The 25,843-nt window shown below is 35.6% G+C and carries 27 protein-coding genes and 1 tRNA gene; 15 read left to right on the top strand and 13 right to left on the bottom strand.

The window, feature by feature from the left end; all coding sequences use genetic code 11:
• Nucleotides 1–11: 11 nt before the first annotated feature.
• The gene (gene mnmG, locus OZX61_RS04385; protein ID WP_277095429.1) at nt 12–1,892 is read right to left on the bottom strand and encodes a tRNA uridine-5-carboxymethylaminomethyl(34) synthesis enzyme MnmG; all 1,881 of its coding nucleotides are present in this window, start codon (nt 1,890–1,892) and stop codon (nt 12–14) included.
• A 259-nt stretch (nt 1,893–2,151) separates the two neighbouring features.
• Between mnmG and OZX61_RS04380 the strand changes: the two genes are divergently transcribed.
• Nucleotides 2,152–2,511, top strand: a complete 360-nt coding sequence (locus OZX61_RS04380) for a hypothetical protein (RefSeq protein WP_195772192.1) — start codon at nt 2,152–2,154, stop codon at nt 2,509–2,511.
• A gap of 54 nt (nt 2,512–2,565) precedes the next feature.
• Here OZX61_RS04380 and glyA read toward each other — a convergent pair whose 3' ends face one another.
• The gene (gene glyA / locus OZX61_RS04375; RefSeq protein WP_195772193.1) at nt 2,566–3,819 is read right to left on the bottom strand and encodes a serine hydroxymethyltransferase; all 1,254 of its coding nucleotides are present in this window, start codon (nt 3,817–3,819) and stop codon (nt 2,566–2,568) included.
• Between the two features lie 281 nt (nt 3,820–4,100).
• On the opposite strand from glyA, the gene OZX61_RS04370 reads away from it, so the two are divergent.
• Complete coding sequence (locus OZX61_RS04370) at nt 4,101–4,790, top strand: exonuclease domain-containing protein (RefSeq protein ID WP_277095428.1); 690 nt, start codon at nt 4,101–4,103, stop codon at nt 4,788–4,790.
• 458 nt (nt 4,791–5,248) lie between these two features.
• Here OZX61_RS04370 and OZX61_RS04365 read toward each other — a convergent pair whose 3' ends face one another.
• The 3 genes from OZX61_RS04365 to OZX61_RS04355 all read right to left on the bottom strand — a co-directional run bounded on the left by OZX61_RS04365 (nt 5,249) and on the right by OZX61_RS04355 (nt 7,042).
• Nucleotides 5,249–5,857, bottom strand: coding sequence for a hypothetical protein (locus OZX61_RS04365; RefSeq protein WP_277095427.1), 609 nt, complete (start codon nt 5,855–5,857; stop codon nt 5,249–5,251).
• Between the two features lie 49 nt (nt 5,858–5,906).
• A complete protein-coding gene (locus tag OZX61_RS04360) occupies nt 5,907–6,431 on the bottom strand; it encodes a hypothetical protein (RefSeq protein WP_277095426.1) in 525 nt (174 codons plus the stop codon).
• Between the two features lie 535 nt (nt 6,432–6,966).
• Nucleotides 6,967–7,042 (bottom strand) — tRNA-Arg (locus OZX61_RS04355).
• Between the two features lie 184 nt (nt 7,043–7,226).
• Here OZX61_RS04355 and OZX61_RS04350 point away from each other — a divergent pair.
• The 7 genes from OZX61_RS04350 (at nt 7,227) to OZX61_RS04320 (ending at nt 13,608) form a co-directional block, all read left to right on the top strand.
• Nucleotides 7,227–8,162, top strand: coding sequence for an ABC transporter ATP-binding protein (locus OZX61_RS04350; protein ID WP_277095629.1), 936 nt, complete (start codon nt 7,227–7,229; stop codon nt 8,160–8,162).
• Nucleotides 8,159–8,932: an ABC transporter permease gene (locus OZX61_RS04345; RefSeq protein ID WP_277095425.1), complete on the top strand. Its 774-nt coding sequence runs from the start codon at nt 8,159–8,161 to the stop codon at nt 8,930–8,932. Before OZX61_RS04350 ends, OZX61_RS04345 begins: the two co-directional genes overlap by 4 nt.
• Nucleotides 8,929–9,747: an NADPH-dependent 7-cyano-7-deazaguanine reductase QueF gene (queF, locus tag OZX61_RS04340; protein WP_277095424.1), complete on the top strand. Its 819-nt coding sequence runs from the start codon at nt 8,929–8,931 to the stop codon at nt 9,745–9,747. Before OZX61_RS04345 ends, queF begins: the two co-directional genes overlap by 4 nt.
• Nucleotides 9,748–9,848: 101 nt before the next feature.
• Entirely contained in the window at nt 9,849–10,502 is a 654-nt protein-coding gene (locus OZX61_RS04335; RefSeq protein WP_195772944.1) for a hypothetical protein, read from the top strand.
• 95 nt (nt 10,503–10,597) lie between these two features.
• Nucleotides 10,598–11,740: a rod shape-determining protein RodA gene (gene rodA / locus OZX61_RS04330; RefSeq protein WP_277095423.1), complete on the top strand. Its 1,143-nt coding sequence runs from the start codon at nt 10,598–10,600 to the stop codon at nt 11,738–11,740.
• 16 nt (nt 11,741–11,756) lie between these two features.
• Nucleotides 11,757–12,755: a lytic murein transglycosylase B gene (mltB, locus tag OZX61_RS04325; RefSeq protein ID WP_195772942.1), complete on the top strand. Its 999-nt coding sequence runs from the start codon at nt 11,757–11,759 to the stop codon at nt 12,753–12,755.
• A gap of 253 nt (nt 12,756–13,008) precedes the next feature.
• On the top strand, nt 13,009–13,608 hold the full coding sequence (locus tag OZX61_RS04320) for a septal ring lytic transglycosylase RlpA family protein (protein ID WP_195772941.1): 600 nt from the start codon (nt 13,009–13,011) through the stop codon (nt 13,606–13,608).
• Nucleotides 13,609–13,688: 80 nt separating this feature from the next.
• On the opposite strand, the gene OZX61_RS04315 is transcribed toward OZX61_RS04320, so the two are convergent.
• The 3 genes from OZX61_RS04315 to rpsB all read right to left on the bottom strand — a co-directional run bounded on the left by OZX61_RS04315 (nt 13,689) and on the right by rpsB (nt 15,992).
• A complete protein-coding gene (locus tag OZX61_RS04315) occupies nt 13,689–14,156 on the bottom strand; it encodes a DUF3465 domain-containing protein (protein ID WP_277095422.1) in 468 nt (155 codons plus the stop codon).
• 71 nt (nt 14,157–14,227) lie between these two features.
• Entirely contained in the window at nt 14,228–15,103 is an 876-nt protein-coding gene (gene tsf / locus OZX61_RS04310) for a translation elongation factor Ts (protein WP_195772939.1), read from the bottom strand.
• Nucleotides 15,104–15,239: 136 nt separating this feature from the next.
• Nucleotides 15,240–15,992, bottom strand: a complete 753-nt coding sequence (gene rpsB, locus OZX61_RS04305; protein WP_195772948.1) for a 30S ribosomal protein S2 — start codon at nt 15,990–15,992, stop codon at nt 15,240–15,242.
• Between the two features lie 214 nt (nt 15,993–16,206).
• Between rpsB and map the strand changes: the two genes are divergently transcribed.
• Complete coding sequence (map, locus tag OZX61_RS04300) at nt 16,207–17,031, top strand: type I methionyl aminopeptidase (RefSeq protein ID WP_195772938.1); 825 nt, start codon at nt 16,207–16,209, stop codon at nt 17,029–17,031.
• 137 nt (nt 17,032–17,168) lie between these two features.
• On the top strand, nt 17,169–17,693 hold the full coding sequence (locus OZX61_RS04295; RefSeq protein ID WP_195772937.1) for a chorismate mutase: 525 nt from the start codon (nt 17,169–17,171) through the stop codon (nt 17,691–17,693).
• 50 nt (nt 17,694–17,743) lie between these two features.
• Here the strand turns inward: OZX61_RS04295 and OZX61_RS04290 are convergent, their stop codons facing one another.
• Nucleotides 17,744–18,100: a roadblock/LC7 domain-containing protein gene (locus OZX61_RS04290; protein ID WP_195772936.1), complete on the bottom strand. Its 357-nt coding sequence runs from the start codon at nt 18,098–18,100 to the stop codon at nt 17,744–17,746.
• A gap of 254 nt (nt 18,101–18,354) precedes the next feature.
• The gene (locus OZX61_RS04285) at nt 18,355–19,038 is read right to left on the bottom strand and encodes a helix-turn-helix transcriptional regulator (protein ID WP_195772935.1); all 684 of its coding nucleotides are present in this window, start codon (nt 19,036–19,038) and stop codon (nt 18,355–18,357) included.
• 197 nt (nt 19,039–19,235) lie between these two features.
• Here OZX61_RS04285 and OZX61_RS04280 point away from each other — a divergent pair, with 197 nt between their 5' ends.
• Complete coding sequence (locus OZX61_RS04280; RefSeq protein WP_195772934.1) at nt 19,236–19,436, top strand: ogr/Delta-like zinc finger family protein; 201 nt, start codon at nt 19,236–19,238, stop codon at nt 19,434–19,436.
• A gap of 167 nt (nt 19,437–19,603) precedes the next feature.
• On the opposite strand, the gene OZX61_RS04275 is transcribed toward OZX61_RS04280, so the two are convergent.
• Entirely contained in the window at nt 19,604–20,680 is a 1,077-nt protein-coding gene (locus OZX61_RS04275) for an acyltransferase (protein WP_277095421.1), read from the bottom strand.
• Between the two features lie 197 nt (nt 20,681–20,877).
• Between OZX61_RS04275 and OZX61_RS04270 the strand changes: the two genes are divergently transcribed.
• Together OZX61_RS04270 and OZX61_RS04265 are read left to right on the top strand one after the other, a co-directional pair.
• On the top strand, nt 20,878–21,867 hold the full coding sequence (locus OZX61_RS04270) for a LysR family transcriptional regulator (RefSeq protein WP_195771761.1): 990 nt from the start codon (nt 20,878–20,880) through the stop codon (nt 21,865–21,867).
• A gap of 91 nt (nt 21,868–21,958) precedes the next feature.
• Entirely contained in the window at nt 21,959–23,293 is a 1,335-nt protein-coding gene (locus tag OZX61_RS04265; protein WP_277095420.1) for a hemolysin family protein, read from the top strand.
• Between the two features lie 2 nt (nt 23,294–23,295).
• Here the strand turns inward: OZX61_RS04265 and OZX61_RS04260 are convergent, their stop codons facing one another.
• Nucleotides 23,296–23,445, bottom strand: a complete 150-nt coding sequence (locus OZX61_RS04260; protein WP_195771763.1) for a hypothetical protein — start codon at nt 23,443–23,445, stop codon at nt 23,296–23,298.
• 132 nt (nt 23,446–23,577) lie between these two features.
• Nucleotides 23,578–25,107: a lysine--tRNA ligase gene (lysS, locus tag OZX61_RS04255; protein WP_196337807.1), complete on the bottom strand. Its 1,530-nt coding sequence runs from the start codon at nt 25,105–25,107 to the stop codon at nt 23,578–23,580.
• A gap of 229 nt (nt 25,108–25,336) precedes the next feature.
• Between lysS and OZX61_RS04250 the strand changes: the two genes are divergently transcribed.
• Nucleotides 25,337–25,840 carry a YqiA/YcfP family alpha/beta fold hydrolase gene (locus tag OZX61_RS04250; protein WP_277095628.1) on the top strand — a complete coding sequence of 168 codons (504 nt, stop codon included), beginning with the start codon at nt 25,337–25,339 and terminating at the stop codon, nt 25,838–25,840.
• Nucleotides 25,841–25,843 lie beyond the last annotated feature (3 nt).

The raw sequence follows: 25,843 nt of genomic DNA, 5'->3' as shown, positions 1-25,843 counted from the left end.
GTTTCTTTTTACTAAGCAATTTTACGGGACATATTCTTTTTTCGAACTGTAATCATAATTAGCTGAACCGCCGCAGGCGTTACCCCAGGAATACGATTTGCCTGTGCTAATGTTTCTGGACGCACTGCTTTAAGTTTTTGTGTAATTTCTCTTGAAAGACCAGAAACAATATCGTAGTCAAAATCAAGAGGGATTTTTGTTTCTTCAAGGCGTTTTAATTGGGCAACATCATCTTGCTGACGATTAATGTAGCCTGCATATTTCACAGCAATTTCAATTTGCTCGCCTACTTGTTCAGTTACTTCTGAACCTGTAAGTTCAGCAATATGCTTAAAATTCACCTGTGGACGCTTTAACAAATCAATTGCACTACACTCTTTACTTAAATCTGCACCCGTCATTTCAACAAATTTTTTGCCCATCGGATTATTAGGTGCCGCCCATAAATGCTGTAAGCGTGCTGTTTCTGTTTCAACAGCTTCCATTTTCGTACAGTAAGCTGCCCATCTTTCATCGTCAACTAATCCTAGTTCACGACCGATTGCAGTTAAACGTTGGTCTGCATTATCTTCACGCAACATCAAACGATATTCTGCACGTGAAGTAAACATACGATAAGGCTCTTTTGTACCCAGTGTAATTAAATCATCAACCAAGACACCCATATATGCTTCATCACGTTTTGGAGTCCATTCATCTTGTTCCCACGCACGGCGTGCAGCATTTAGTCCTGCCAATAATCCTTGTGCACCTGCTTCTTCATATCCTGTAGTTCCATTAATTTGACCCGCAAAATACAAATTATGAATTGCTTTAGTTTCTAAAGTAAACTTAAGTGCTTGTGGATTAAAGTAATCATATTCAATTGCGTAACCTGGGCGAAGAATATGCGCATTTTCCATTCCACGAATAGAACGAACTAACTTAAATTGTACATCGAATGGTAAAGAGGTCGAAATACCGTTTGGATAAAGTTCATGTGTTGTTAAACCTTCAGGCTCTATAAATACCTGATGAGAATCTTTATCTGAGAAGCGATGAATCTTATCTTCAATAGATGGACAATAACGTGGGCCCACTCCTTCAATTACACCTGTATACATTGGTGAGCGGTCTAAACCACTGCGAATAATATCGTGCGTTTGTTCATTCGTATGCGTAATATAGCAATTCACTTGCTCGGGATGCATTGAAGCATTTCCCATGAAAGACATGGTTGGGGATGGAAAATCCCCAGGCTGAGCTGTCATCACAGAGAAGTCGACTGAACGCGAATCTATACGTGGCGGTGTGCCTGTTTTGAGTCGACCCACTGGAAGTTGTAACTCTCTTAAGCGATCAGCCAGTGCAATTGATGGAGGATCGCCCGCACGACCACCGCTAGATTTTTGTAACCCGATATGAATGACACCGCCTAAGAATGTACCTGTAGTCAAAACGACCGTTTTAGTATCAAAACGAATACCCATTTGGGTAATAACACCTTTAACAGTATCGCCTTCTACAATAATATCATCAGCTGCTTGCTGAAAAATATCTAAATTTAGCTGATTCTCTAACGTATCTCTAATTGCAGCTTTGTATAAAATACGATCTGCCTGTGCACGTGTTGCACGAACAGCAGCACCCTTTCTAGAGTTTAATATTCTAAATTGAATACCAGCCTTATCTGCAGCCAAACCCATTGAGCCGCCTAAAGCATCAATTTCACGAACTAAATGTGATTTACCAATTCCACCAATAGCAGGATTACAGCTCATCTGCCCTAAAGTCTCAATATTATGAGTTAGTAGCAACGTCTGTCGTCCCATACGCGCAGCAGCTAACGCAGCTTCCGTACCAGCGTGACCACCACCAATAACGATAACATCGTAAACTTTAGGATAATGCATAATATTTACGTCAGAAATAAAAAAGACCCAATATTATATCAGAAATATTATTTAAAATATGCACATCTCAGGTTGCTTTTGCTGTTCTATATTTTATCCATTTGACATAAATAGATATAAAGTTTCATTCCATAGCAAATCTTCACAAACTAGCATCGTGAATTTACCTAAAAAGCATGATACACATCTGATTATTTTTTATACTTATGACACACCTTAGATAATTCAACTAAAACACATCATATAAGGAAGAATAGTAATGAAAAATAAATTTTTAACTACAATGCTATGTGCAAGTTTAGGATTAGGTATGGCAACTATTGCTCAAGCACATGAGCACCAAGATAATAATTATAACCCTCATAAGTTTTCTCAAGTATGTAAGGGTAAAACAGCAGGAGCTCCAGTATCATTCGCCGCAAATGGTGCGCTTTGGAATGGTACTTGCCAAACACAGTTTATTCCAACAAAACCAACTAAAGCCTTAAAGGGTAATGAACCTGAGTTATCTAGTGTATGTAGCAGTGAACCTTCATCTAAGAGTGTAAATATTGCAGGTAAAACATTTGTAGGTAAATGCGCACTTGCTTTTACACCACCAACACCACAACATCCATGAAAATGACATAAAAAAACGGTCTTAGCAGACCGTTTTTTTTATATTGCAAAGATTTTATTTTGTATATACAGGGAATTTTGCACAAACTTCTGAGACTTTATCTTTTACCGCGGCAATAACACTCTCATCACCTTTGCTATCTAAGATATCAGCAATCCAATGTGCAAGTTCACGAACTTCTGACTCACCAAAACCACGTGTCGTTACTGCAGGTGTTCCAATACGAATACCTGAAGTGACAAATGGAGAACGAGGATCATTTGGAACAGAGTTTTTATTTACAGTAATATGAGCTGCGCCTAACCAAGCGTCTGCTTCTTTTCCTGTTAAATCTTGTTTAATCAAAGATACCAATAATAAATGATTGTCTGTACCACCAGATACAACATCATAACCACGTTCAACAAGCACATTACCCATTACTTGGGCATTTTTTACAACTTGTTGCTGATACGCTTTATATTCAGGTGTCATTGCTTCTTTAAAACAAACAGCCTTCCCTGCAATTGCGTGAACAAGCGGTCCGCCTTGATTACCTGGGAATACAGCAGATTGAAGCTTCTTCTCAATTTCTTCATTTGCTTTTGCAAGAATTAGACCAGAACGTGGACCACGAAGTGTTTTATGAGTCGTTGTTGTTGTCACATCTGCAATTTGTACCGGGTTAGGATAAACACCAGCAGCAACTAGACCTGCAACATGTGCCATATCGACAAATAAGTAAGCACCTACTTTATCAGCGATATCACGGAAACGTTGCCAATCGACAATACGGCTATATGCAGAAAAACCAGCAACAATCATGCGAGGCTTGTGTTCTAGCGCAAGACGTTCTACTTCTTCGTAATCAATTTCACCTGTTTCTGGGTTTAAACCATATTGTACAGCATTATATGTTTTACCCGAAAAGCTTACCTTAGCACCATGTGTCAAGTGACCACCATGGGCCAGACTCATACCCAATACTGTATCGCCTGGATTTAAAAGTGCTAAGTAAACAGCAGAGTTTGCTTGTGAACCAGCATGAGGCTGAACATTTGCATAGTCTGCGCCAAAAAGTTCTTTTGCACGATCAATCGCTAGTTGTTCAATGACATCTACGTACTCACAGCCACCGTAGTAACGCTTTCCTGGATAACCTTCCGCATATTTATTTGTTAATTTACTGCCTTGTGCTTCCATAACAGCTGGAGAACAGTAGTTTTCAGATGCAATAAGTTCAATATGAGCTTCTTGACGAGCATCTTCAGAAGAAATTGCTTTTGCTAATTCTGGGTCAAATGCAGAAATAGAGATGTTGTCAAACATTAGCGAGGGTCCTATAAATTAGGGCTTTTAAGCCGTGCTAAAATCGAAACACATTCTAACACGAAGTTTTGTGGTTTTTGGCATGAACTTTCATCAACATGCAATAAAATTATTAAAATCTACAATATTTTATATTTAGAACTCACTTTTTTAAGTCCTGCTTGATTTTAACAAAGTAATTATTTTTCAAAAGATTTTCGATCTCCCATAGAAATGTTACTGTTTAACGTTTCTATAAAATGTTAGCATTTACGACCGATACATTTAGAATATTCAATGATATGCAAAGTATTATTTTAGATACCGAAACCCACACCCTAAACGGCTTACCTATTGAAATTGCTTATGCACCTATTGAATTAAATGAGGGTAAGCTTACTTTACATAAGGATCAAATTTTTGATCAATGCTATCAAGTCGGTGAAGCCATTTCTTATGCTTCTATGGCAGTGCATCATATTTTAGAAGCTGATTTAGAGGGACAGCCTTTTTATACAGACTTCCAACTCCCTAAAGAAACAGTCTATATTATTGGTCACAACATAGACTACGATATAAAAACTATCGCGCATTGTGGTGTAGATGTCAGTCAAATTAAACCAATTTGTACACTTGCACTTGCTCGAGCAGTTTGGCCACATGCTGAAGCGCATAATATCTCTGCATTAATTTATCAAATTAGTCATGGTAGTCAAAAAGCAAGAGAATTATTAAAAGGTGCACATAGAGCAGATGCCGATATTATTTTAACAGCAAATATTTTGATGCATATTATTGCTCATACTGGTGTAAAAAATATTGAAGAACTCTACTTTGCCTCTGAAGAAGCACGTATACCTAAAATACTAAACTTTGGTAAACACAAAGGTACAGCCATTAAAGATTTACCACAGGATTATGTGCAATGGCTACTCAAGCAATCTGAACTTGACCCTTATTTAAAACAAGCCTTAAACAATACGCATATTTAATGATCAAGTAAATATTATTATGGAGCGCCAAAGCCTTCATCATTTGAATGGTTGGCTTATAAAAAGCACGTATCGATGCATTCTCTGATTTGATTTTAAAACTGCTGTTCAAATAGAGTTAACATTTACCATTTGGTGTATAACTCGTATCTGTGTTTTGACTCAACAGTACGGGTAGATTCTGCCCCCTATAATCATCAAAGAGTGCTTTAATCGCTAAAATTGCACCTTTTCACACAGCCCATTAATAATTCGACTGTAACATGTTGCTCATAAACAGATTAGACTGCGTGTTACAGATTTGGATATTTGAGTTACCATCTAAGTCAGACTTGAATATAAACTATCTCTCATAATTTTTACTCATAAAAAACCACCCGAAGGTGGTCTTTACTACAAAGAGAAGCCCTACTCGGTCAAATCCATGACACAAGTAAGGTTTTGGTTCTTAAAAAGGATTATTTAGATTTGAATGACTGAATTTTATTCAGAACTATTTGAGTATCCTTTTTATCAAACTCATCAATAGTATCTAAGTTTATTAAATGCTCTAAGAAGTTAATTAATAGATTGAACTGTTTTTTACTAAAATGACTCAATAAAGAATTAAGCTCATCTTCTTTTCCAAATTGCAACACACCTAACCACCGACCAAAACCAAGTCCGTGGTATACACCTTCAGAGTTACATAGTATATGAATCATCATAGATGGTGTATAAAATAAATACGCCTGAGGTTTTAAAAAGAAAAAACCCATTCCATATGCTTCTAAGTACTTGTAGGGTATGTCTAATGGATTGGGGAATCTATTAGATATTTTCCTTTTTTCTTTAATAGCTTTAATCGCTTCTTCAATTTCTTCAGGTAGCCACCAACTATGTCTTGTCATTCCTTCAATTTCTTCTTTATCCCACTCTTCTTGGGACATGAAATATAAAGGACATGCTTCATCAAAATGGCAATGAGCTGTATCATAATAATCCTCTTCGACAAGCGTATAAGCATCACCTAAAGTAACATTTTTAAACTCTTGACTGATCTGTACCAGTAAGTCTTCTTTGTTCATTATTAAAATCCATAAACCCTAGTTAACTAGATCAATACTAAATGTAGGGTTAAACAATCCAAAAGAAATCTCTCTTAATATATTCACTTATAAATAATCTAATTAATCTTTTTTGGTCACTATTAAAAATATGACTGTCAATATCCCATCGAAACTCTAGTCTGTAAACAAAGTAGTCTATGAAACTATTATTTTTTTCTGGTTCGAGTGAAACATAATAGATTGCAGAAGGAAGAAAAAACTTAAAACCTTCTGAATCTAAATAGCTACATGATTCACCAAAATAATATAAATACTTATAACTTACATCTATCCATGTTTTTATATTTTCACTTGGTCTACTACGTGAAATACTGGCTGCAATACCAACTTTTTCATAAAAATCAGGGTAATCCATATTATATGCTAAAATTAAATCTTCAGCAGAAAGGTTTATTGCAGACAAATACTCATCATCAATCTCATCAAAATATCTATAGTGAGTATCATAAAAATCACATTCCAGCAATGAACGATGATTACCCAACTCTTTTAAAGGGAATATGTCTTGAATACATTTTAATTTAAAATCCATATTATTTGCTCTATCCTCTTTAAGTCGTTCTATATAATTTGCAGCTGGTGGCGATCAATAAGAGTTTTCTTACATTACTTAGTAGCCTTTACAACGCTATCAGTTATTTTGATAGCTTTTACCTCTGTAGCCGTTTTAGTATCTTGTGTTGCTCTAATAATTTAGTAATGAAATTCTCTAGAACAAATCCCAAAGTTACTATTTTTATTTCTTATTCTACTTTGGTCATCATTAGGTTTTTTTATTTGTATGCCTTTTCTTTTCTATAATCCTTCAAAGCTAACAATATAGGCTTGAGCGTCAATTCCCTTGATCTGTCTGGTCAAAGGGATTATTCTTTGGCTTATTTTAAGAGTCATCTGATTTGTTTAAGTGGACTTTCCCCACCAAAAGACAGAAGATGGAATTTAGAAACGATTTCTAAATAGTTAGATAGTAGACTTTGCAAAATTTAGCGAGGTTTATTTTTTTGAGCATAGGTTTTTTTAGCCTTTACGCCAAACATCATACAAGTTATTGATTTTATTCGTTGTACTGGTACGCCCAGCGGGACTCGAACCCACTCCACAGGCTTCGGAAACCTGTACTCTATCCAGTTAAGCTATAGGCGCATGACTTATTTTCAGCACATCATAGCAAAAAACACAATAAAATAAAGCCTAATCACTGAAAGTGAAATTTTTATGCTTATCATTTAAGCGTCCCATGATTAGGAAGCTGAATTACAAGATGACCACTTGGTTTCTTGAAAAGAATCCATCACAATATATCTATCTAACTATACGTGAGAACTTCATGACTGATGCTTTAATGCTTCACGAGTTGTCGAAAACTTATAAAAATGGTTTTCAAGCACTCAAAGGTGTCAATTTGAACGTACCTGAAGGTGAATTTTATGCGCTTTTAGGTCCAAATGGCGCAGGAAAATCGACAACTATAGGCATCATTAGTTCACTGACAAAAAAAACATCAGGAAAAATAGAAATCTTTGGTCATGACCTAGACCGTCACCCATCCAATGCAAAACAATGCTTAGGTGTAGTTCCTCAGGAATTTAATTTTGGACACTTTGAAAAGACGTTCGATATTTTAGTTACTCAGGCAGGTTATTACGGTATTCCCAAAAAAATAGCGGAAAACCGCGCAGAACACTACCTTGAAAAACTAGGATTATGGTCTAAACGAAATACTCAAGCACGTATGCTCTCGGGTGGTATGAAACGTCGACTCATGATAGCCCGTGCCATGATGCATGAGCCTAAACTACTCATTTTAGATGAGCCTACAGCAGGTGTAGATATTGAGTTACGCCGCTCTATGTGGGATTTTCTGAGTGAAATGAATGATAACGGTACAGCTATTATTCTGACGACTCACTATCTAGAAGAAGCAGAAATGCTTTGCAGGCGAATTGCAATTATTGACCATGGCATAATTAAAGAAGATACCTCTATGAAAAGCTTCTTAGGTCAATTGAATGAAGAAACTTTTATTTTTGATCTAGAACAGCCGATAGAACCAATTTCATTAGATATTATCGGTATGCAATTTAACTTAGTTGATCCTATTACTCTAGAGGTTACTATGGATAAAGCGCATGCAATCAACGAGCTTTTCCAACTTTTTGAAGTTTTAGGTATTCAAGTTAGAAGTATGAGAAATAAATCAAATCGACTCGAAGAACTTTTTGTTAAAATGGTAGAAAAAAACTTACAAGGAGCTTCTTCATGAATATGAGTCAGCTCAATATTGCGTTATGGACACTCATTACAAAAGAAGTCCGCCGTTTTATGCGCATATGGCCACAAACCCTACTTCCACCAGCAATTACTATGAGCTTGTATTTTGTCATTTTTGGCAATCTAGTAGGCTCTAGAATTGGTGACATGGGTGGCTTTAGTTATATGCAGTTTATCGTTCCTGGCCTCATTATGATGTCAGTGATCACGAATAGTTACTCAAATGTTTGCTCAAGCTTTTTTAGCGCAAAATTTCAAAAAAGTATTGAAGAATTAATTACAAGTCCAGTTCCCCTCTCTCTTGTGCTTTGGGGATATGTAATTGGTGGAATTTGTCGTGGTGTATTAGTGGGCGTTATTGTTACGCTCGTGAGTTTATTTTTCACCCATCTAGAAATTCACAATATGTTCATTACTATTTATACCGTTATTATTACAAGCCTTTTATTTTCAATTGCAGGGTTTATTAACGCAGTTTATGCGCGTTCATTTGATGATATTTCAATTGTACCTACATTTGTACTTACACCTCTCACTTATTTAGGTGGTGTATTTTATGCCATTAGTACTTTAAGCCCTTTTTGGCAGAAGTTATCTCTGATTAATCCAATCGTATATATGGTTAATGCTTTTCGTTACGGCATTTTAGGACATAGTGATGTAAACGTGACAACCTCACTAATTGTCATTACACTATTCTGCGCAGTTTTTTATGCATTTGCTTACTATTTATTATCTCGTGGTTCAGGAATACGTGAATGAGTGTCGAACAATCTTTACTGGGCAAAGAAACCCAGTATCCAACACAATATCAACCAGATATCTTATTTCCAATTCCACGTGAACCATCACGTATAGCTTATGCATCTATCTCCGATGTTGCACAAGGTACTGACTGGTGGCATGTTTTTGAACTTTCATGGCTCAACACCCAGCACATTCCTCAAGTTGCAATTGGTCGTCTAAGCATTCCAGCAAACTCAAAATTTTTAATTGAGTCTAAATCTCTAAAGTTATATTTTAATAGTTTAAATTTCACATGTTTTGCAGATCAAAAGAATCTTATAGATACTGTAGAAACAGATCTTTCACATGCAGCACAAGCATCAGTTAAACTTGAGTTACTTGATGCAAATAGCCTTATGGTAGATCAACCTCAAGGTATATGCTTAGATCAATTTTCTCCCAATAAAATGTCTTCAGAACCAGACGCGACACTTCTTGAGTTCGATAAAGAAACTGAAGAAGAAACTGAAGAGTTACTCTACTCTAACTTATTACGTAGCAATTGCCCTGTAACTGGACAACCGGATTGGGGAACTGTCTTTATTCGGTATGAAGGCAAAAAAATATCTAAAGAGAGTATCTTGGCATATATTATTTCATTCAGACAGCACAATGGCTTTCATGAACAATGTGTAGAACAAATATTTGCTGAAATTTGGCAAACGTTACGACCTAAGAAACTGATGGTTTATGCTGCCTATACGCGTAGAGGTGGTTTAGATATTAATCCTTGTCGTGTTTCTGATTTGTCTTGGAAACCTGAAAAACCATTTCGTCTTTCGAGACAATAAAAAAACTATTGTGATGTACTATAAAGTACATCACAGCCTTTGATAAAGATGTAACATACTCTAAAATACAAATGCGATATGCCTAACATAGTGAGATATTTATGGCACACTTTGGTTTTGTTCCGTCTGAACATTTACTGATAAAAATCCAAGAAATTATTCAAAAAAAAAATCATAGCGAAGCGCTTTATCCCCTTCGAGATGAAATTGCGCTACTTATAAATCAAGAAATTATTCAAGTATTACTCACACGTGTTATTGCCGACTTCCCTCAAAGCGAAAAAAGAGAGACTGCGGAAAAACTTGCTCAATTTATTGAATCGAGTGTAGCGACCCTTCTCAAACAGCTCCTTGGAAAAGCGCCCAATAAAACTGTTCAGCAATCCATTCAGTTCTCTAAAAAAAGCTTATTTAAGAAAGACAATGTTTACCACGTAGGCCAACATTTAGAATCACACATTACGATAAATCTTAAAGAAAACTTCAACCAACTTCAACAAGGTAAAAAAGTAGACCTCATACTTTTATCAGAACACTATAAGCTATTTGCAGATGAAACCATTCGATATTATATGCATGATTTTTATCAAACTTTAGACTTAGGTATGATTAAGAAAAAGATAGCAGATATGGGATGCACTGCCATTAGAAAAGCAGTTCATATCGCTATTGATAAAATTATTCCTAGATTAAATAAAGAAGAATTAAAAATTATAGCCAGTCATCATGACAAATTGTTCTTTAATGAACCCTGAGTCGAATATACTATTTTTTTGTATTCGCTAGATAAGAAATATCTTGAATATGTTAGCATTCAGCCCTGCTGACCATCATCTATTAAGACAATATCATGCCACCAAGCTCACAATATAAATTCTTACGACAAGCTCCCCGTGATGGCCTCAGCACAGCCATGAAACCATCTCGTTGGCAAAAAATTCATGTTGATCCATGGCTCTTTTTATTTTTATTTCTTTGCGCCACTTTAGGACTGGTTGTGCTATATAGTGCATCGGCACAAGACACTGGACTTGTTACCAAACAAGCAATCAGTTTCAGTATCGGTTTTGTGGTTATGATTGCAATCGCACAAATCCCACCTAAAGTATTTCAAACCTTTTCCCCCTATTTTTATATTTTTGGGATCATTTGTTTAGGTGCTGTCAAAGCAGTGGGCGAAATTCGTTTGGGTGCACAAAGATGGCTTGATGTTCCAGGTATAGGTAGTGTTCAACCCAGTGAGTTTATGAAAATTGGTATGCCTATGATGGCAGCTTGGTTTTTAACACGCTACCCATTACCTCCAAGTTTTAAAAGTGTATTTATTACCCTTATTTTAATTTTTGTACCGTTCATTCTTATTGCTGAACAACCAGACTTAGGTACATCGCTTCTCGTACTTGGTAGTGGAATATTTGTATTATTTCTAAGTGGTCTATCTTGGAAGTTAATTGTCGCTGCAGTCGCCGCTGCAGGCATTGTTATTCCTATTGCTTGGGAGTTTCTTTTACATGATTATCAAAAACAGCGAGTTCTTACTCTCTTAAATCCAGAAGCAGATGCTTTGGGTACTGGTTGGAATATTATTCAATCCAAAACAGCAATTGGATCAGGTGGGTTTTCTGGAAAGGGTTTTTTACAAGGTACTCAATCTCATCTACATTTTTTACCTGAAGGACATACAGACTTTGTTATCGCTGCATATTCAGAAGAGTTTGGCCTCATTGGGGTTACCCTACTCATTTTACTTTATTTTGCGATTATTTGTAGAACATTCCAAATTGGTATGAATTCTTTTCATAACTATGGCAGATTACTTGCAAGCACCTATGGTTTGTCATTTTTTGTATATGTATTTGTGAATGCTGGAATGGTTAGTGGTATTTTACCAGTAGTAGGCGTACCTCTACCTTTTATGAGCTATGGTGGGACAGCAATCATCACACTCATGACGACCTTCGGAATTGTAATGTCTATACATACACATCGATAAATATATTGGACTTCTTATGTGGCTAAAAAAATTAAATAAAATTGGTCAGTACATTACCATTTTGAGTACAGCATTCATCTGTGTTTCATCTTGTCAGGCAAATGACTTTGTGAGTGCTCCGAACTACGATGCGTTCAAACAAAATGCCATGCAAAAGTATGGCTTAACGTCTGGTCAGATCGATCAAGCCATGGCAGGTGCAAAATCGAAACCAAATATTCTCAACATTATGCAACGCCCTGGAGAAAGTAAACCTTGGTATCAATATCAGAGTATGTTTCTGACACCATATACCATTCAAAAAGGTATACAGTTTAAGAATCAATATTCTGCCGTGTTACAGCAAGCTGAACAGCAGTTTGGCGTACCACAAGCCGTCATTTTGGGCATACTTGGAGTTGAAACTGGTTATGGTAGCAATAAAGGTTCTATTAGCACACGTGATGCTCTAGCGACACTTGCTTTTGGCTATCCAAGGCGTGCGGAATACTTTAGCGATGAACTCGCAGCACTCATTGCGTGGACATATAAAGATGGCGACCCCATCGAGTCTATTACAGGCTCATATGCTGGAGCCGTAGGCTATCCCCAATTTATGCCAAGTAATATTGCAAAATATGGCATTGACTATGATGGTAATGGTCATGTTGATCTACGCAACTCTGCACCAGATGCGATTGCATCAATTGCAAATTATTTAGCTAAACAAGGTTGGCAAAAAGATAGACCAATTGGTTTTGCAGCAAGATATACTGGCACAACGCCTGAAACAGTAATATCACAAGATTTAAATAAGCCTGTTCCATTTGGACTATTAAAAGAGCAAGGCGTTACACCATTAGACCCATTAATAAAAATTGATGATTTCGAACTTGTAAACTTAATACAGCTTCAAGGAGAGAATGGACCAATTTATTATATTACATATCCTAATTTCCAAGTTATTACGACCTATAACAGAAGTCGCATGTATGCGACTGCAGTTTGGCAACTAGGTGAAGAGGTCCAAAATTAACCTTTTAGTATAAACCTAACCAATTTTGAAATATTTTTTTACAAAATTGGTTAAAAAAACAACTAAAGCACATGCGTATTCAGCCTTTTTGTAACTGTACTCCTCTCTTAGGTAGACACTGTCTATATATCACGCATATGATTCATGCTACGTCAAATACAGTAGCAGAAGTCTATTTATAGACAGATGTTATTATTTTTCAATAAGTTATTTTTTATTTATTGAAAAATAAAACTCTTCTAGGAGATTATTCATGCGCTTCCATGTGAAAGCCCTCGTGGCAGTGACCTTCGGGTTAGTACTGTCACAAACTCAAGCAGATTTAGTTCAATCGTCATTTAATACCAATGACAATGAAGGTAGTAACTTAGCAGCACGTGTCGTTAATCGCGATAATGACTCAAATCGCTATGTTCCATCTTTTAATAATTTTCCAAATTCAGAAGATAGAATTCGTAATCAAACATTAGCTTCTAAAGTAACTGTACCTAAAGATGAGCCATCTATGATTGATCGCTTAAATACAGTTGCGTCAAATACCGTACGTCGCTTTACACAAACGGGTATTGCCTCATGGTACGGAAGACAGTTCCATGGTAGAAAAACTGCAAATGGTGAAACATTCGATATGAATGCACTCACTGCCGCTCACCGTAGTCTTCCACTGAACTGTTATATCCGTGTGACTAATAAAGATAATGGTCGCAGTGTTGTAGTAAAAGTAAATGACAGAGGCCCTTTCCATGGAAATCGTGTTTTAGATCTTTCGTACGGTGCAGCAAAACGTATAGGCCTTACAAATGAAGGTACGGCTAAAGTAAGTATCGAACGTGTAGATGGACCAGACTCGTAAAATAAAAAAAATACTAGAAGAATCATCTCCTCTATTTGACAACGTAAGCCACATTATTGTGGCTTTTATTTTACTTAGAATTATTGATATAGCTTTCCTGCAAATTTTAACCAACCATCTTCATGCTTATGACGAGGATCTTTATGTGTCCAATGAAGAACCCCTCCTTTATCATTATATTCATATTCACCCTTAAACTGAACAATACTCCCCACACTTAAATTTTGAACTTCTGGCGCAAGATCAATGTTATGTGCCACCAAAACTGTTATATTTCCTATTCCTAAAATGAATTTTTGGTGTCGTATACCTTGTTGGTCGGTTGGTAAAATTTTTCTTACGATGCCTTCTCCCTGAACAGCTATATTACTCTGACGGTTTTGATACGCGTTTTGAATTGCTTGATTAGATTGTATAGCCTGTTTTTGAGGTGACTGATACGTAATATTAGAATAGGGCTCTACCCGATGTTTATTTTGAAATGCCTTGTATGCAAAAATCGCAAATAATATTCCAATAATAAATATAATTATGTTTTTATTATTCATTTTAAGATTCCATCAAATTTACCTTGAATACAAAAAAAGCCCCTAAAAGGGGCTTTTTTCACAGGGCTAGATTATTTAGCGCCTGCTTGAGCAGCAGCAACTTCTTCAGCGAAGCTTAATTCTGCTTTTTTCTCAATTCCTTCACCTACTTCAAAGCGAACGAATTCTGTAACAGTTGTACCTGTCGACTTAAGTACATCAGCAACTTTCTTATCGTTGTCAATTACGTACATTTGACGCTCAAGTGTAACTTCATTCAGATATTTCTCAACTGAACCAGTTACCATTTTTTCAACGATGTTTGCAGGCTTACCAGATTCAATTGCTTTAGCTTCAGCAATTTCTTTCTCTTTTGCAACAAGCTCAGCAGGAACAGATTCTGCATTTACAGCAACAGGATTAAATGCAGCAATGTGCATTGCTAGACCTTTACCTGTATCTACATCACCAGTATAAGAAACAACAACACCAATTTTTAGACCGTGCTTGTAAACAGCAAGATTTTCGCCTTCAACAATTTTTGCACGACGAATTTGGATGTTTTCACCAATTTTTTGAACCAATGCAATACGTGCTTCTTCAACAGTTTGAGTTTCGTCAAACTTCGCTTCAGCCAATTTTGCAGGATCAGTCTCACCAGTTGCTAAAATAACTTCTGCAACTTGATTAGAGAATTTTGCAAAGTTTTCATCTTTTGCAACGAAGTCTGTTTGAGAGTTTACTTCAACCAATACAGCTTTGTTACCATTTTGAAGAATTGTAATTGCACCGTCAGCCGCAATATTACCTGCTTTTTTAGCAGCTTTTGCTTGACCAGATTTACGAAGGTTATCAATCGCAACTTCGATATCACCATTCGCTTCTGTTAAAGCTTTTTTACATTCCATCATTGCAAGACCAGTACGGTCACGTAATTCTTTTACCATGCTTGCAGTAATTGCAGTCATGTTATTCTCCTAAATAAGGTAGAAAATAAATCTTTGAAGAAAAACGGCCCAAGGATAATGGGCCGTTTGCTTTTTCTCGACGTTTAATTTGCCACTATTACATGTCGCAAAAATGACAAGCTTGCGTCAAAACGCATTAAGCCTCTGAAGCAGCTTCTTTTGCTTCTTCGTTTTTAGCTTGAGCATTCGCTTGAGTTTGCGCGTATTCTTTACCAGCAATAATCGCATCAGCCATTGCTGAAGCATAAAGTGTTACTGCACGGATCGCATCATCATTACCAGGAATAATGTAATCAACATTATCTGGGTTAGAGTTTGTATCAACGATACCAATTACAGGAATACCAAGGTTTTTAGCTTCTTTAATTGCAATTGCTTCGTGATCAACGTCAATTACAAATAATGCGTCAGGTAAACCACCCATGTTTTTCACGCCGCCTAAAGCACGCTCAAGTTTTTCCATTTCACGTGTACGTTCTAATGCTTCGCGCTTAGTAAGCTTAGCAAAAGTACCGTCTTGTGATTGAACTTGAAGATCTTTTAAACGACTGATAGATTGGCGAAGTGTTTTCCAGTTCGTCAACATACCACCTAACCAACGGTGATCTACATATGGTTGACCAGCACGTTGAGCTTGTTCACGGATGATGCTTGCAGCAGCGCGTTTTGTACCCACAAATAAAACTTTGTTCTTTTTGCTCGCCAATTGGTTTGCATAGTTCAAAGCATCATTTAACGCAGGAACTGTATGCTCAAGGTTAATGATATGAATTTTGTTACGTGCACCAAAAATGTATTGGCGCATTTTTGGGTTCCAGAAACGTGTTTGGTGACCGAAGTGTGCGCCTGCTTGAAGAAGGTCGCGCATACCTACGTTATAATCTGCCATTTTAATACCTTTAACTTGGGTTAGGCCTCCATACGTCCTCATTCTCCACCCAACTTTGGGCACCCAGAGTAATGTGTCGACATATGTGCGGATTTTTGTCTTACGCTTTTACAATTACTTTCGCTAAATGAATTTATTCACGAAAAGCATTTGATAAAACGGGTGCGTATTTATACCATAGTCATACACAAATTACCAAAAGTTTTTAGAGATCATGAATAGTACTTACGAAGCTCCACGTCGACTCATCAAAACACCAGATGAAATTGAGAAAATGCGTGTGGCGGGACGTTTAGCAGCTGAGGTGCTGGATATGATTAAACCTCATATCAAAGCTGGAGTAAGCACACTTGAATTAGACCAAATTTGTCACGACTACATAGTTAAAGTACAAGATGCAATTCCAGCATGCTTGGGATATGGCGCAGCGCCTGGACGTGCAGCATTCCAACACTCTATTTGTACTTCAGTCAACCATGTTGTTTGTCATGGAATACCATCTGAAAATAAAAAATTAAAAAATGGTGATATTTTAAATATTGACGTAACAGTGATCAAAGATGGTTACCACGGAGATACCAACATGATGTATGTCGTGGGTGGTGAAACTTCAATTTTAGCAAATCGATTATGTAAAGTTGCTCAAGAGGCGCTCTATCGTGGTATTGAAGTGGTTAAACCAGGTACATACGTAGGTGATATTGGTGCGGTTATTCAAAAATATGTAGAATCTGAACGATTTAGCGTTGTTCGAGAGTATTGTGGGCATGGTATTGGAACGACGTTCCACGATGAACCTCAAATTCTTCATTATGGCCAGAAAAATACAGGGATGCGTCTTGAGGCTGGAATGACATTTACAATTGAACCTATGGTGAATGCAGGTGTCTGGCAGACTAAAACTTTAGGCGATAAATGGACTGTCGTCACAAAAGATCATAAGTTATCTGCACAATATGAACATACACTTCTCGTTACAGATACAGGTGTTGAAATTTTAACACCACGTCCAGAAGAAGATTTAAGCCGTTTTCACTAAATTTTAAAAGAATGATAAGGCAGACATCGCACTGCCTTATCAATATGCATTAAAAATCAAAAAATTAAATAAATATGTGACACAATTCAAAATAATATTTTGATATATTGCTTTCTTTTCATATTGAGCACGTCAAAATGCGTAAAATATTTTTTCTTCTATGTTCTTTTTTTATATCGGTTCATGCCTTTTCAGCATCAAATAACAATTTATTTAATTTAATGAATCAAAGGTTATCATTTATGCCAGATGTGGCAGCAAATAAATACCTCACACATCAACCTGTAGAGGTTCTTGAACAAGAACAAAAAGTTTTAGAAAGAACATTAAGTATTGCAGATCAGGAAGGATTGGATGCCGACAGTGTAAAACCTTTTGTTATTGCACAAATGAATGTTGCGAAGGCAATACAGTACCGTTATATTGCCGACTGGCTATCTCAACCTAATATTCAGCTCAACCCACAAAGCCTAGATGCTGTACGTGTACACATTTCTAATTTAACCGTTGAAATGATGAAACAAATTGCAGTTTCTTTAAAAACAAAAGATAAGAGCATATGCAATTCAAGACGTTTTATGCACGACGTGAAATTTAATCATCTTACGAAATCAGATCAACAGTATTTATTTACAACACTACAAAACATTAAACTTAAATAATAAGCAAAAGATCAAATCGGATCCCCTATCCGATTTGATCTTTATTTGAATTAAGAAAAATCGAGATTATTTTCAAAATTCTTTAGCATATGTCTCGCCATTGCCAAATTTGCTTTATTTTGATCAAGAACAACATACAAAAAAAGTGCTGGATTATTTTTTAAAGGGCGAATTAAGTGATACTGATGACTTAGCGTAATTAGGATATCTTCAACATCATCATCAATTCCCAAATTTTGCATGGTATTACGTTTAGCTAAAAGAATTTCTGTATTTCCCGCCGAAGCAATATCTAAGTCAATTCCCATTCCTTCGGTAGCAAGTGCTAAGCCACTTTCACTATCTACAAGTGAAGCGGCAACGAATCCATTGATATCTTCACTAAGCACATGTAACTGAATTGCCATAAAAACATTCCCCAAAAATAAAATAAAAATAAAGTAATTAAATTATATATTATTTTAATATTTCGTAAATGTTGGATAAATATCAGCAAAATAGAGAAGATATAGCATTGGTTTTTATTTTATGAATAAAATTCAATCACTTAAAATGGAATTTAAAAAAAATAATTCTAACATGGGAAATTATTGTAAACTTCCCATAAAATTTAAATGAACAATAATCGAACATTTAATAAAAATATGTGATAAAAAACACACTATGGCAATGGGTTTTGAACGTTAAATGCATAAGCAACGACGCAAAATTCTTGGTCCATAATTTCTTCAGCTGTAAGTGACTCTTCTGGATACTCCTCTTTATTTGCACTGACTATACGTACACCTCCCTTAGGCATACGGTAAAGAAATTTGAATTTAAACAGACCGCCATGACTAATCGCGTAAATCTTACCATCTGTAATATTTGTACGCCCGACATCAACATATACAATAGCACCACTATTAATAATCGGTGACATTGAGTCGCCAAAAGCCGTCAACGCATATGCATTGCACTCAGACACCCCATATCTACGAAGTGTAGATTTACTTAAACGTAATTTCCTTGTTTCATGACCAACAATTTCTGAAAAAGTACCATGACCACAAGAAACCAGCACATCTTTATAAAATGGAATTTCGACCTCATCATCATCAACAGGTGTGGTTGAGTCCCACCCTTTTACTTGTACAACGTCAACTTTTCCTTGTGTTTCTCCACCATTTAAAATCCAATTGGCAGAGACTCCAAAAGTTGCAGCACCTTTTAACGCACCAGGTTTCGACACTCCTCGTCTTTTCCAGTTTGTAATCGTTTGTGGAAGCTCTCCAATTCTTTTTGCAAGCTCTTCCTGACTTAATTGACCACTTACTTGAAGTAATCGCGCTAAAGAAGGATGCATTTTTTCTCTTACTCAACTATAGGTTTGTTATGCTTTGTTAATATTATTCCTGATTCACACACATAAGTAAACAAATAAAAATAAACAAAAGGCTTGCCACGAGTAAACATTTTGTTTATTGTTGAATGCATAAACGATATACATATAAGTTTATAAGAAGCTGTTTAACCATAACTATGATGAAGTGAGATAATAAAATGATGAAATGCCCTGTTTGTAAACACGCCGCACACACTAGAACAAGCCGATATATTACTGATACTATGAAAGAAATCTACTATCAGTGCCGCAATGTGGAATGCTCCGCGACTTTTAAGGCAATTGAAAGTGTCGATCGCATTATTTCACAGCCTGAACTCATTCCTACACAAAAAACAAAATATACACAAGGTGTTTAGTTTTTCCCATAAAGGTAGCTAAAATAAGTACAAATTACTGTATAAAAATACAAAACTTTGAAAAACGATATGCTCAATAAGTTTAATAATGAAAATTTAAATTTTCTTTAAATACGGTCTAATTACTTAAGTCGAGGACAAAGATCTTCGACTTAACAAACTTTCTTTTAAATTAAAAAACGCTTTCTTATCTTCTGGTTGAGTGGATTAGAATAATATTTTGCGATAAAATTTCCTAAAATAACACTGATGATCAGATAAACTCCACAAAGTAATATTTTTTCAAAATATGAAGTTGCCGAAGGAGTAAATATCAGTTTAATAAAACCCAAAACAATAAGATGAAAAAGATATATTTCATAGCTTTTTTGTCCCATATAAATAAGAGGCTTAAACATTATTTTATATTTATCTTGATAGCTATAAATTAGTATAGCTATCAATAAAGCAAATACTGTCATACTCCAAGTACTCACATCATGAATAGGTTTATAACAATATAAAAATATTAAGACTATAATCGTCATATATCTCAATTGATATAAACAGCGTACATATTTTTTATTATTATAAAGAAGACCTAACATACACCCTATTACAATAGCATCAAAGCTTGAAAAATAATGGTACAAATAGGCTTCATTTTTATCCATATAAAATTGTGAACGAAAATATATCGCGTATAGAATAATAAAAACAAAAATAGGATATATGCTTTTTATACTACTTATAAAAAATGTAAATATAATTGGAAAAGCGATATAAAAGACTTCCTCTACTGAAAGAGACCATAACACCCCTAATACATAGTTTACCCAACCATAGTGAATGATAAGTATATTCATGGAAAAAGTTAAAGCAGCTAAAACGGTCTCTGCATAAGAAACAGAAACACCATTTGGAGTATGATTGATAAAAACAGGAATTTTTAAGAAAACTAAAATAGATACAAGAAAAATTAATAGCGTTAAGCAGGGTAAAATCCTTGCTATTCTTCTTATATAAAAATCTTTTATATTAATATTTAATAAGGATGAATAACGCTTAATACTGGTTTGTGTAATTAAAAAACCTGAAATAACAAAGAATATAGTCACACCATAATTTCCATTGCGGCATATTATATTTATCCAATCTAAGCCTTCTAAATGTATTTTATAAGGTATATTAAAATGATGTAAAAGTACTAGAAAAATAGAAATTCCTCTTAAAACATCTATAAAATAAATATGATTTTTTTTCACTTTTTTTAACTTCTAATTGATATCTTCACTAACGACAGAAATTTAACATGCCTCAATAGCTAATATTTTTTTTATTGTTCTATATCTGTATAAGATGACTTTAATAACTCAACACCTTTTCCCATTTCTCACACAAAAGTTCTTAATTGTGTCATAATATCAAGCAGTTTTATGGCTTGATTAGCGGTATTTATTTTATGAATCTTGAGCGAGTTGATTTAAACTTACTTATTTATCTCGATGTATTGCTACGTGAGAAAAATGTCACTCGTGCCGCTGAACAGTTGGGCGTTACACAACCAGCAATGAGCAATATTCTACGCAGACTTAGAACACTTTTTAATGATCCTTTATTAATTCGCTCTTCAGAGGGTATGACTCCAACTGAACGCGCCTTAGAGCTACAACCCCGTATTCGAGATGTACTTTCAGATTTATCAATGATCTTAGAACCTCGAACAGAGTTTAGACCTTATAAAAGTAATCGCGTCTTTAGAATTATGACTTCTGATTATGCTGAGGCCACACTTGTACCCAGATTGGTCAAAGCATTACGCGCAGAAGCGCCCAATGTTGTTTTAGACTTTTTAACGCCAAGTGATGTGTCTTATCGAGATATGGAACAAGGAAAAGTCGACTTAGCAATTAATCGTTTTAATGAAATTCCTCAAAGTTTTCACCAGATTTTAGTATGGCGTGATAGCTTTTCTTGCTTACTTAACCCAAATCATCCAAATATACACAACCTTAATTTAAAAAATTACTTAGATGCCCATCATATTTGGGTATCTAAAACAGGAATGGGCATTGGTTTTGGCGTTAATCCAGATAAACAAGCAGGTTTAGGTTGGATTGACCAAGCACTCGAAAGAATTGGGCAAAAGCGTAAAATATCTATTTTTACACGGCATTATCAAATGCCAGCTTTATTGACAAAAAATGTAGATTTAATCGCCACTCTACCAACGCGAATTGCACGACAACAAGCAAAACATCAGGGCTTAATTATTAAAGACCCACCTTTTTATATTCCAGATATTGAGCTTAAAATGGCATGGTGTCCGCTGTTACATCATCACCCTGCTCATCGTTGGTTACGACAATTGATTTTATATGTTGCTCGTCAAATGGTTGAAGAGGAAGGCCGTGAACTCTATCCAAACCATAGCCAAAATTTACATTATTAATAATTTCTTAGGTTGGTAATACATACCAACCTGTATGATTTTGTGTTAAAAATAAACTAAATAATGCCAAACTTATAAGCACAGGTGCATTGTGAGCTTTTTTCAAAGTATGATTATTGTCATCATCCTCATTGTAGGTGGTGGTTATTTAGCCCTCGCAGAAATCGCATTAGCGGGTGCACGAAAAGTAAAACTAAAAATTTTAGCAGAAGCTGGAGATGAGCGCGCTAAAAAGGTTCTAGACATTCAGGAGCAATCTGCCGACTTCTTTGCTGCATCTCAAATTGGCTTAAATGCAGCTGCAATTTTAGGTGGTATTGTTGGTGAACCAGCCTTTCGCGAATTATCGCTTAGAATTTTAAATCACTTTTTTGAAGGTGCTTGGATTGAAAATGCAGCCTTCGGTTTATCCTTCTTATTTGTAACACTTGCTTTTATTCTTTTTGCAGACTTCATGCCAAAACGTTTGGCCATGATTGCACCTGAAAAAATTGCAATGTCAGTCATCAATCCAACTTTAATTTATATCAAAATATGTAAGCCACTGGCTTGGATTATTAACTCGATTACAAACTTTTTATTTAGAATATTTAAAGTCAATACCATCCGTGAAGATAACATTACTTTCGACGATATTGCAGCCGTGATGGAAGCAGGTGCACAAGCAGGTGTTCTACAAAAACAAGAACATCATTTCATCGAAAATGTATTTGAACTTGAGGAACGTACCGTCCCATCAAGCATGACCACTCGAGAAAACGTCGTCTTTTTTACTCTCAATGAATCTGAAGAAAGTATTCGCCAAAAACTTGCTGAATACCCTTTTTCTAAATTTCTAGTCTGCAATGAAAATATTGATCAAGTCATTGGTTATGTAGACACAAAAGATATTCTGGTAAGAATTTTAAATCATCAAAAGATTAATCAGTTGAATGAATCTACTATTCGTACAGTACTGACTATTCCAGATACACTAACGCTTTCAGAGTTACTTGATCGCTTCCGTGCAAGCAAAGAAAAATTTGCTGTTGTTATTAACGAATATGCTTGGGTAGTAGGTGTCATTACTCTCAGTGATGTTATGAGTACTGTAATGGGTGATTGGGTAACTCCAATGGATGAAGAGCAACAAATTATTAAACGTGATAGTAGCTCTTGGTTGATTGAAGGAAGTACACCAATCGAAGATATGAAGCATTCTTTAGATATTGATGAAATGCCTGACGAAGAAAACTATGAAACAGTTGCTGGATTTATGATGTACAAACTTAGAAAAGTACCTCGTCCAGCAGATTTTGTTGAGTTTAATGGCTTTAAATTTGAGGTTGTGGATGTAGATCACTATAAAATTGATCAACTCTTAGTAACACGTATTATGGATATTCCTATACTTATTCCTAAAGAGCCTTCTGAACCTCAAGAATAGTTCTAGTGCCATTGTTGTTGTAATAGATGAAGAGCATCTATAAAGCTTTTCATCTCCATAGCTTCTTCTGAATGAAAATCATCTTGTAAAAAATGATCAGGTAATTGCATTTCAGTTAAAATTTTATTCAGTGATTGTATTGTCTTAATCATTTGATGGCTAACTTAAATAAAAAACATCATATATAAAGTTAAATTAATGATAAAACCGAATGTTTTTATTATTATGATCGGGTAAGCAAATAAAAAGCCCTCAAATGAGAGCTTTTTATTCATTATTACAACTTAGCTATCTTTACGACGCATATGTGGGAATAACAATACATCACGAATACTCGGTGCATTTGCAAAAAGCATTACGAGACGATCAATACCAATTCCCTGCCCTGCAGTTGGTGGTAGACCATATTCAAGTGCTTCAATAAAGTCAGCATCATAATGCATTGCTTCATCATCACCAGCATCTTTTTCTTCAACTTGTGCTTGGAAACGTTCCGCTTGATCAATCGGATCATTTAACTCACTGAAACCATTTGCAAGTTCGCGACCGCCCACAAAAAATTCAAAACGATCTGTCACATGTGGATTATCATCATTACGACGTGCAAGTGGTGACGTTTCTGCAGGATACTCTGTAATGAATGTTGGCTGTCTTAGTTTAGTCTCAACAGTTTCTTCAAAGACAATAGTTTGCAATCTGCCTAAACCAAAGCTTGGTTTTACTTCTTCTTTTAATGTTTCACGGACATAGTTTGCAAGAAATTCACGATCTGCAACGTTATCAGCCGTAAAGCTTGGATTATGCTCTAAAATAGCATCAAACATTGATATTTTTTTGAATGGCCCTTTAAAGCTATATACTTCATCACCATATGGTAAGTCTGTAGAACCCAAAATATCTAATGCGAGTTTTTCGAGCATATTCTCTGTCAGTTGCATTAAATCTTTGTAGTCTGCGTATGCCTGATAGAATTCAATCATTGTAAATTCTGGGTTATGACGTGTAGATACCCCTTCATTTCTGAAGTTACGGTTAATCTCAAACACACGTTCAAATCCACCTACGACAAGACGCTTTAAATAAAGCTCAGGTGCGATACGAAGAAATAAATCCATATCTAATGCATTGTGATGCGTCACAAATGGTTTTGCAGAAGCACCACCCGGAATGATATGCATCATTGGTGTTTCAACTTCCATAAAGCGTTCAGCAATCAAATACTGACGAATACCTGCAACAACTTGTGCACGAATTTCAAATGTCTTACGTGTTTCGTCATTTACAATCAAATCCAAATAACGCTTACGATACTTTGCTTCCGTATCATTTAAACCATGGAATTTATCTGGTAATGGGCGTAAAGATTTTGTAAGTAATTCAAATTCTTGCAAATGTACATACAAATCACCTTTGCCTGAACGACCAATATAACCAGTCGCAGCAACAATATCGCCTAAATCCAAACTTTTAATTGCATCTAATTGCGCTTTTGGTAAACCTTTGCGATCTACATAAAGTTGAATACGACCTGTCATGTCCTGCAAAACCATAAAAGAACCACGGTTTAACATGATACGACCTGCAACTTTCACATGGACTTGTTCAGATGCTTCAATTTCAGCTTTATCTTTATTCTCAAATTGTTCTTGTAGATCAGCTGCATAGTGCTCACGTTTAAAACTATTTGGCCAAGGGCTTACACCATTTTCCTTGGCTTGCTCTTGAATCTGTTTTAACTTGGCATGACGCTGTGCAATTAAATCGTTTTCGGAAATGGTTTGTTCAGAACTCGACTGAGCGTTTTTTTGCGTCATCTCTGCCTCTAAAAAAATAATAAAAAAGAAGTCCCATAGAATAGCAGAATTCACTTTCTTTTCTAATCTATTCTTCGCTAAGAATGCAAAAAATATTCATTTTTCATCTTTCTTTAGACTATTTGCTAGCTTCCAAAAGCAAAAAACTTTTCTAGAATAAAACAAAACACGGCCAACGATGGCAGGAAATAAAGTTGGTCACCTATATCCAAATCAGATGTATTTATCAATGAAGGGATACGATATTAAAATATTATTCTTACACGGATTGGATTCGTCAAAAGAGTCAACGAAATTTCACACCATTGCATCTAAAAATAAATTTTGTATTAACGTTGACTACAGAAATTTGAACTTTGAAACTGTGCAATATTTCTACCAAGACACCATCCAAAAAATTAAACCAGACTTACTGATTGGCCATGGTATAGGTGGTTATTGGGCATTAAAAATGTCTTATCTCTTTCAGTTACCGACTATTGTTGCAAACCCAAGCTTAACGCCTACATTTAGAGCTGATTATCCTAAACTTGAAGAAGTCGACTTAAACCACGATATTCCGCAGGTTGCATATTTAGAACTAGGAGATGAACTTGTAGACATGCATAAAACACAGCGTTTTTTAGAGCATTTTATGTTTATCGAAACATATATGGGAGGATACCACCGATTAGAACACCCAGAGAATATCAATAAACTCATAGCATTCTTACAAAACAATTATAATCTATAAACA

The organism is Acinetobacter sp. ESL0695, assembly GCF_029392135.1.
Taxonomy (GTDB): Bacteria; Pseudomonadota; Gammaproteobacteria; order Pseudomonadales; family Moraxellaceae; genus Acinetobacter; species Acinetobacter pollinis.
Note: the sequence above shows the minus strand (reverse complement) of the source record. Positions and strands in the feature narration are given on the sequence as shown.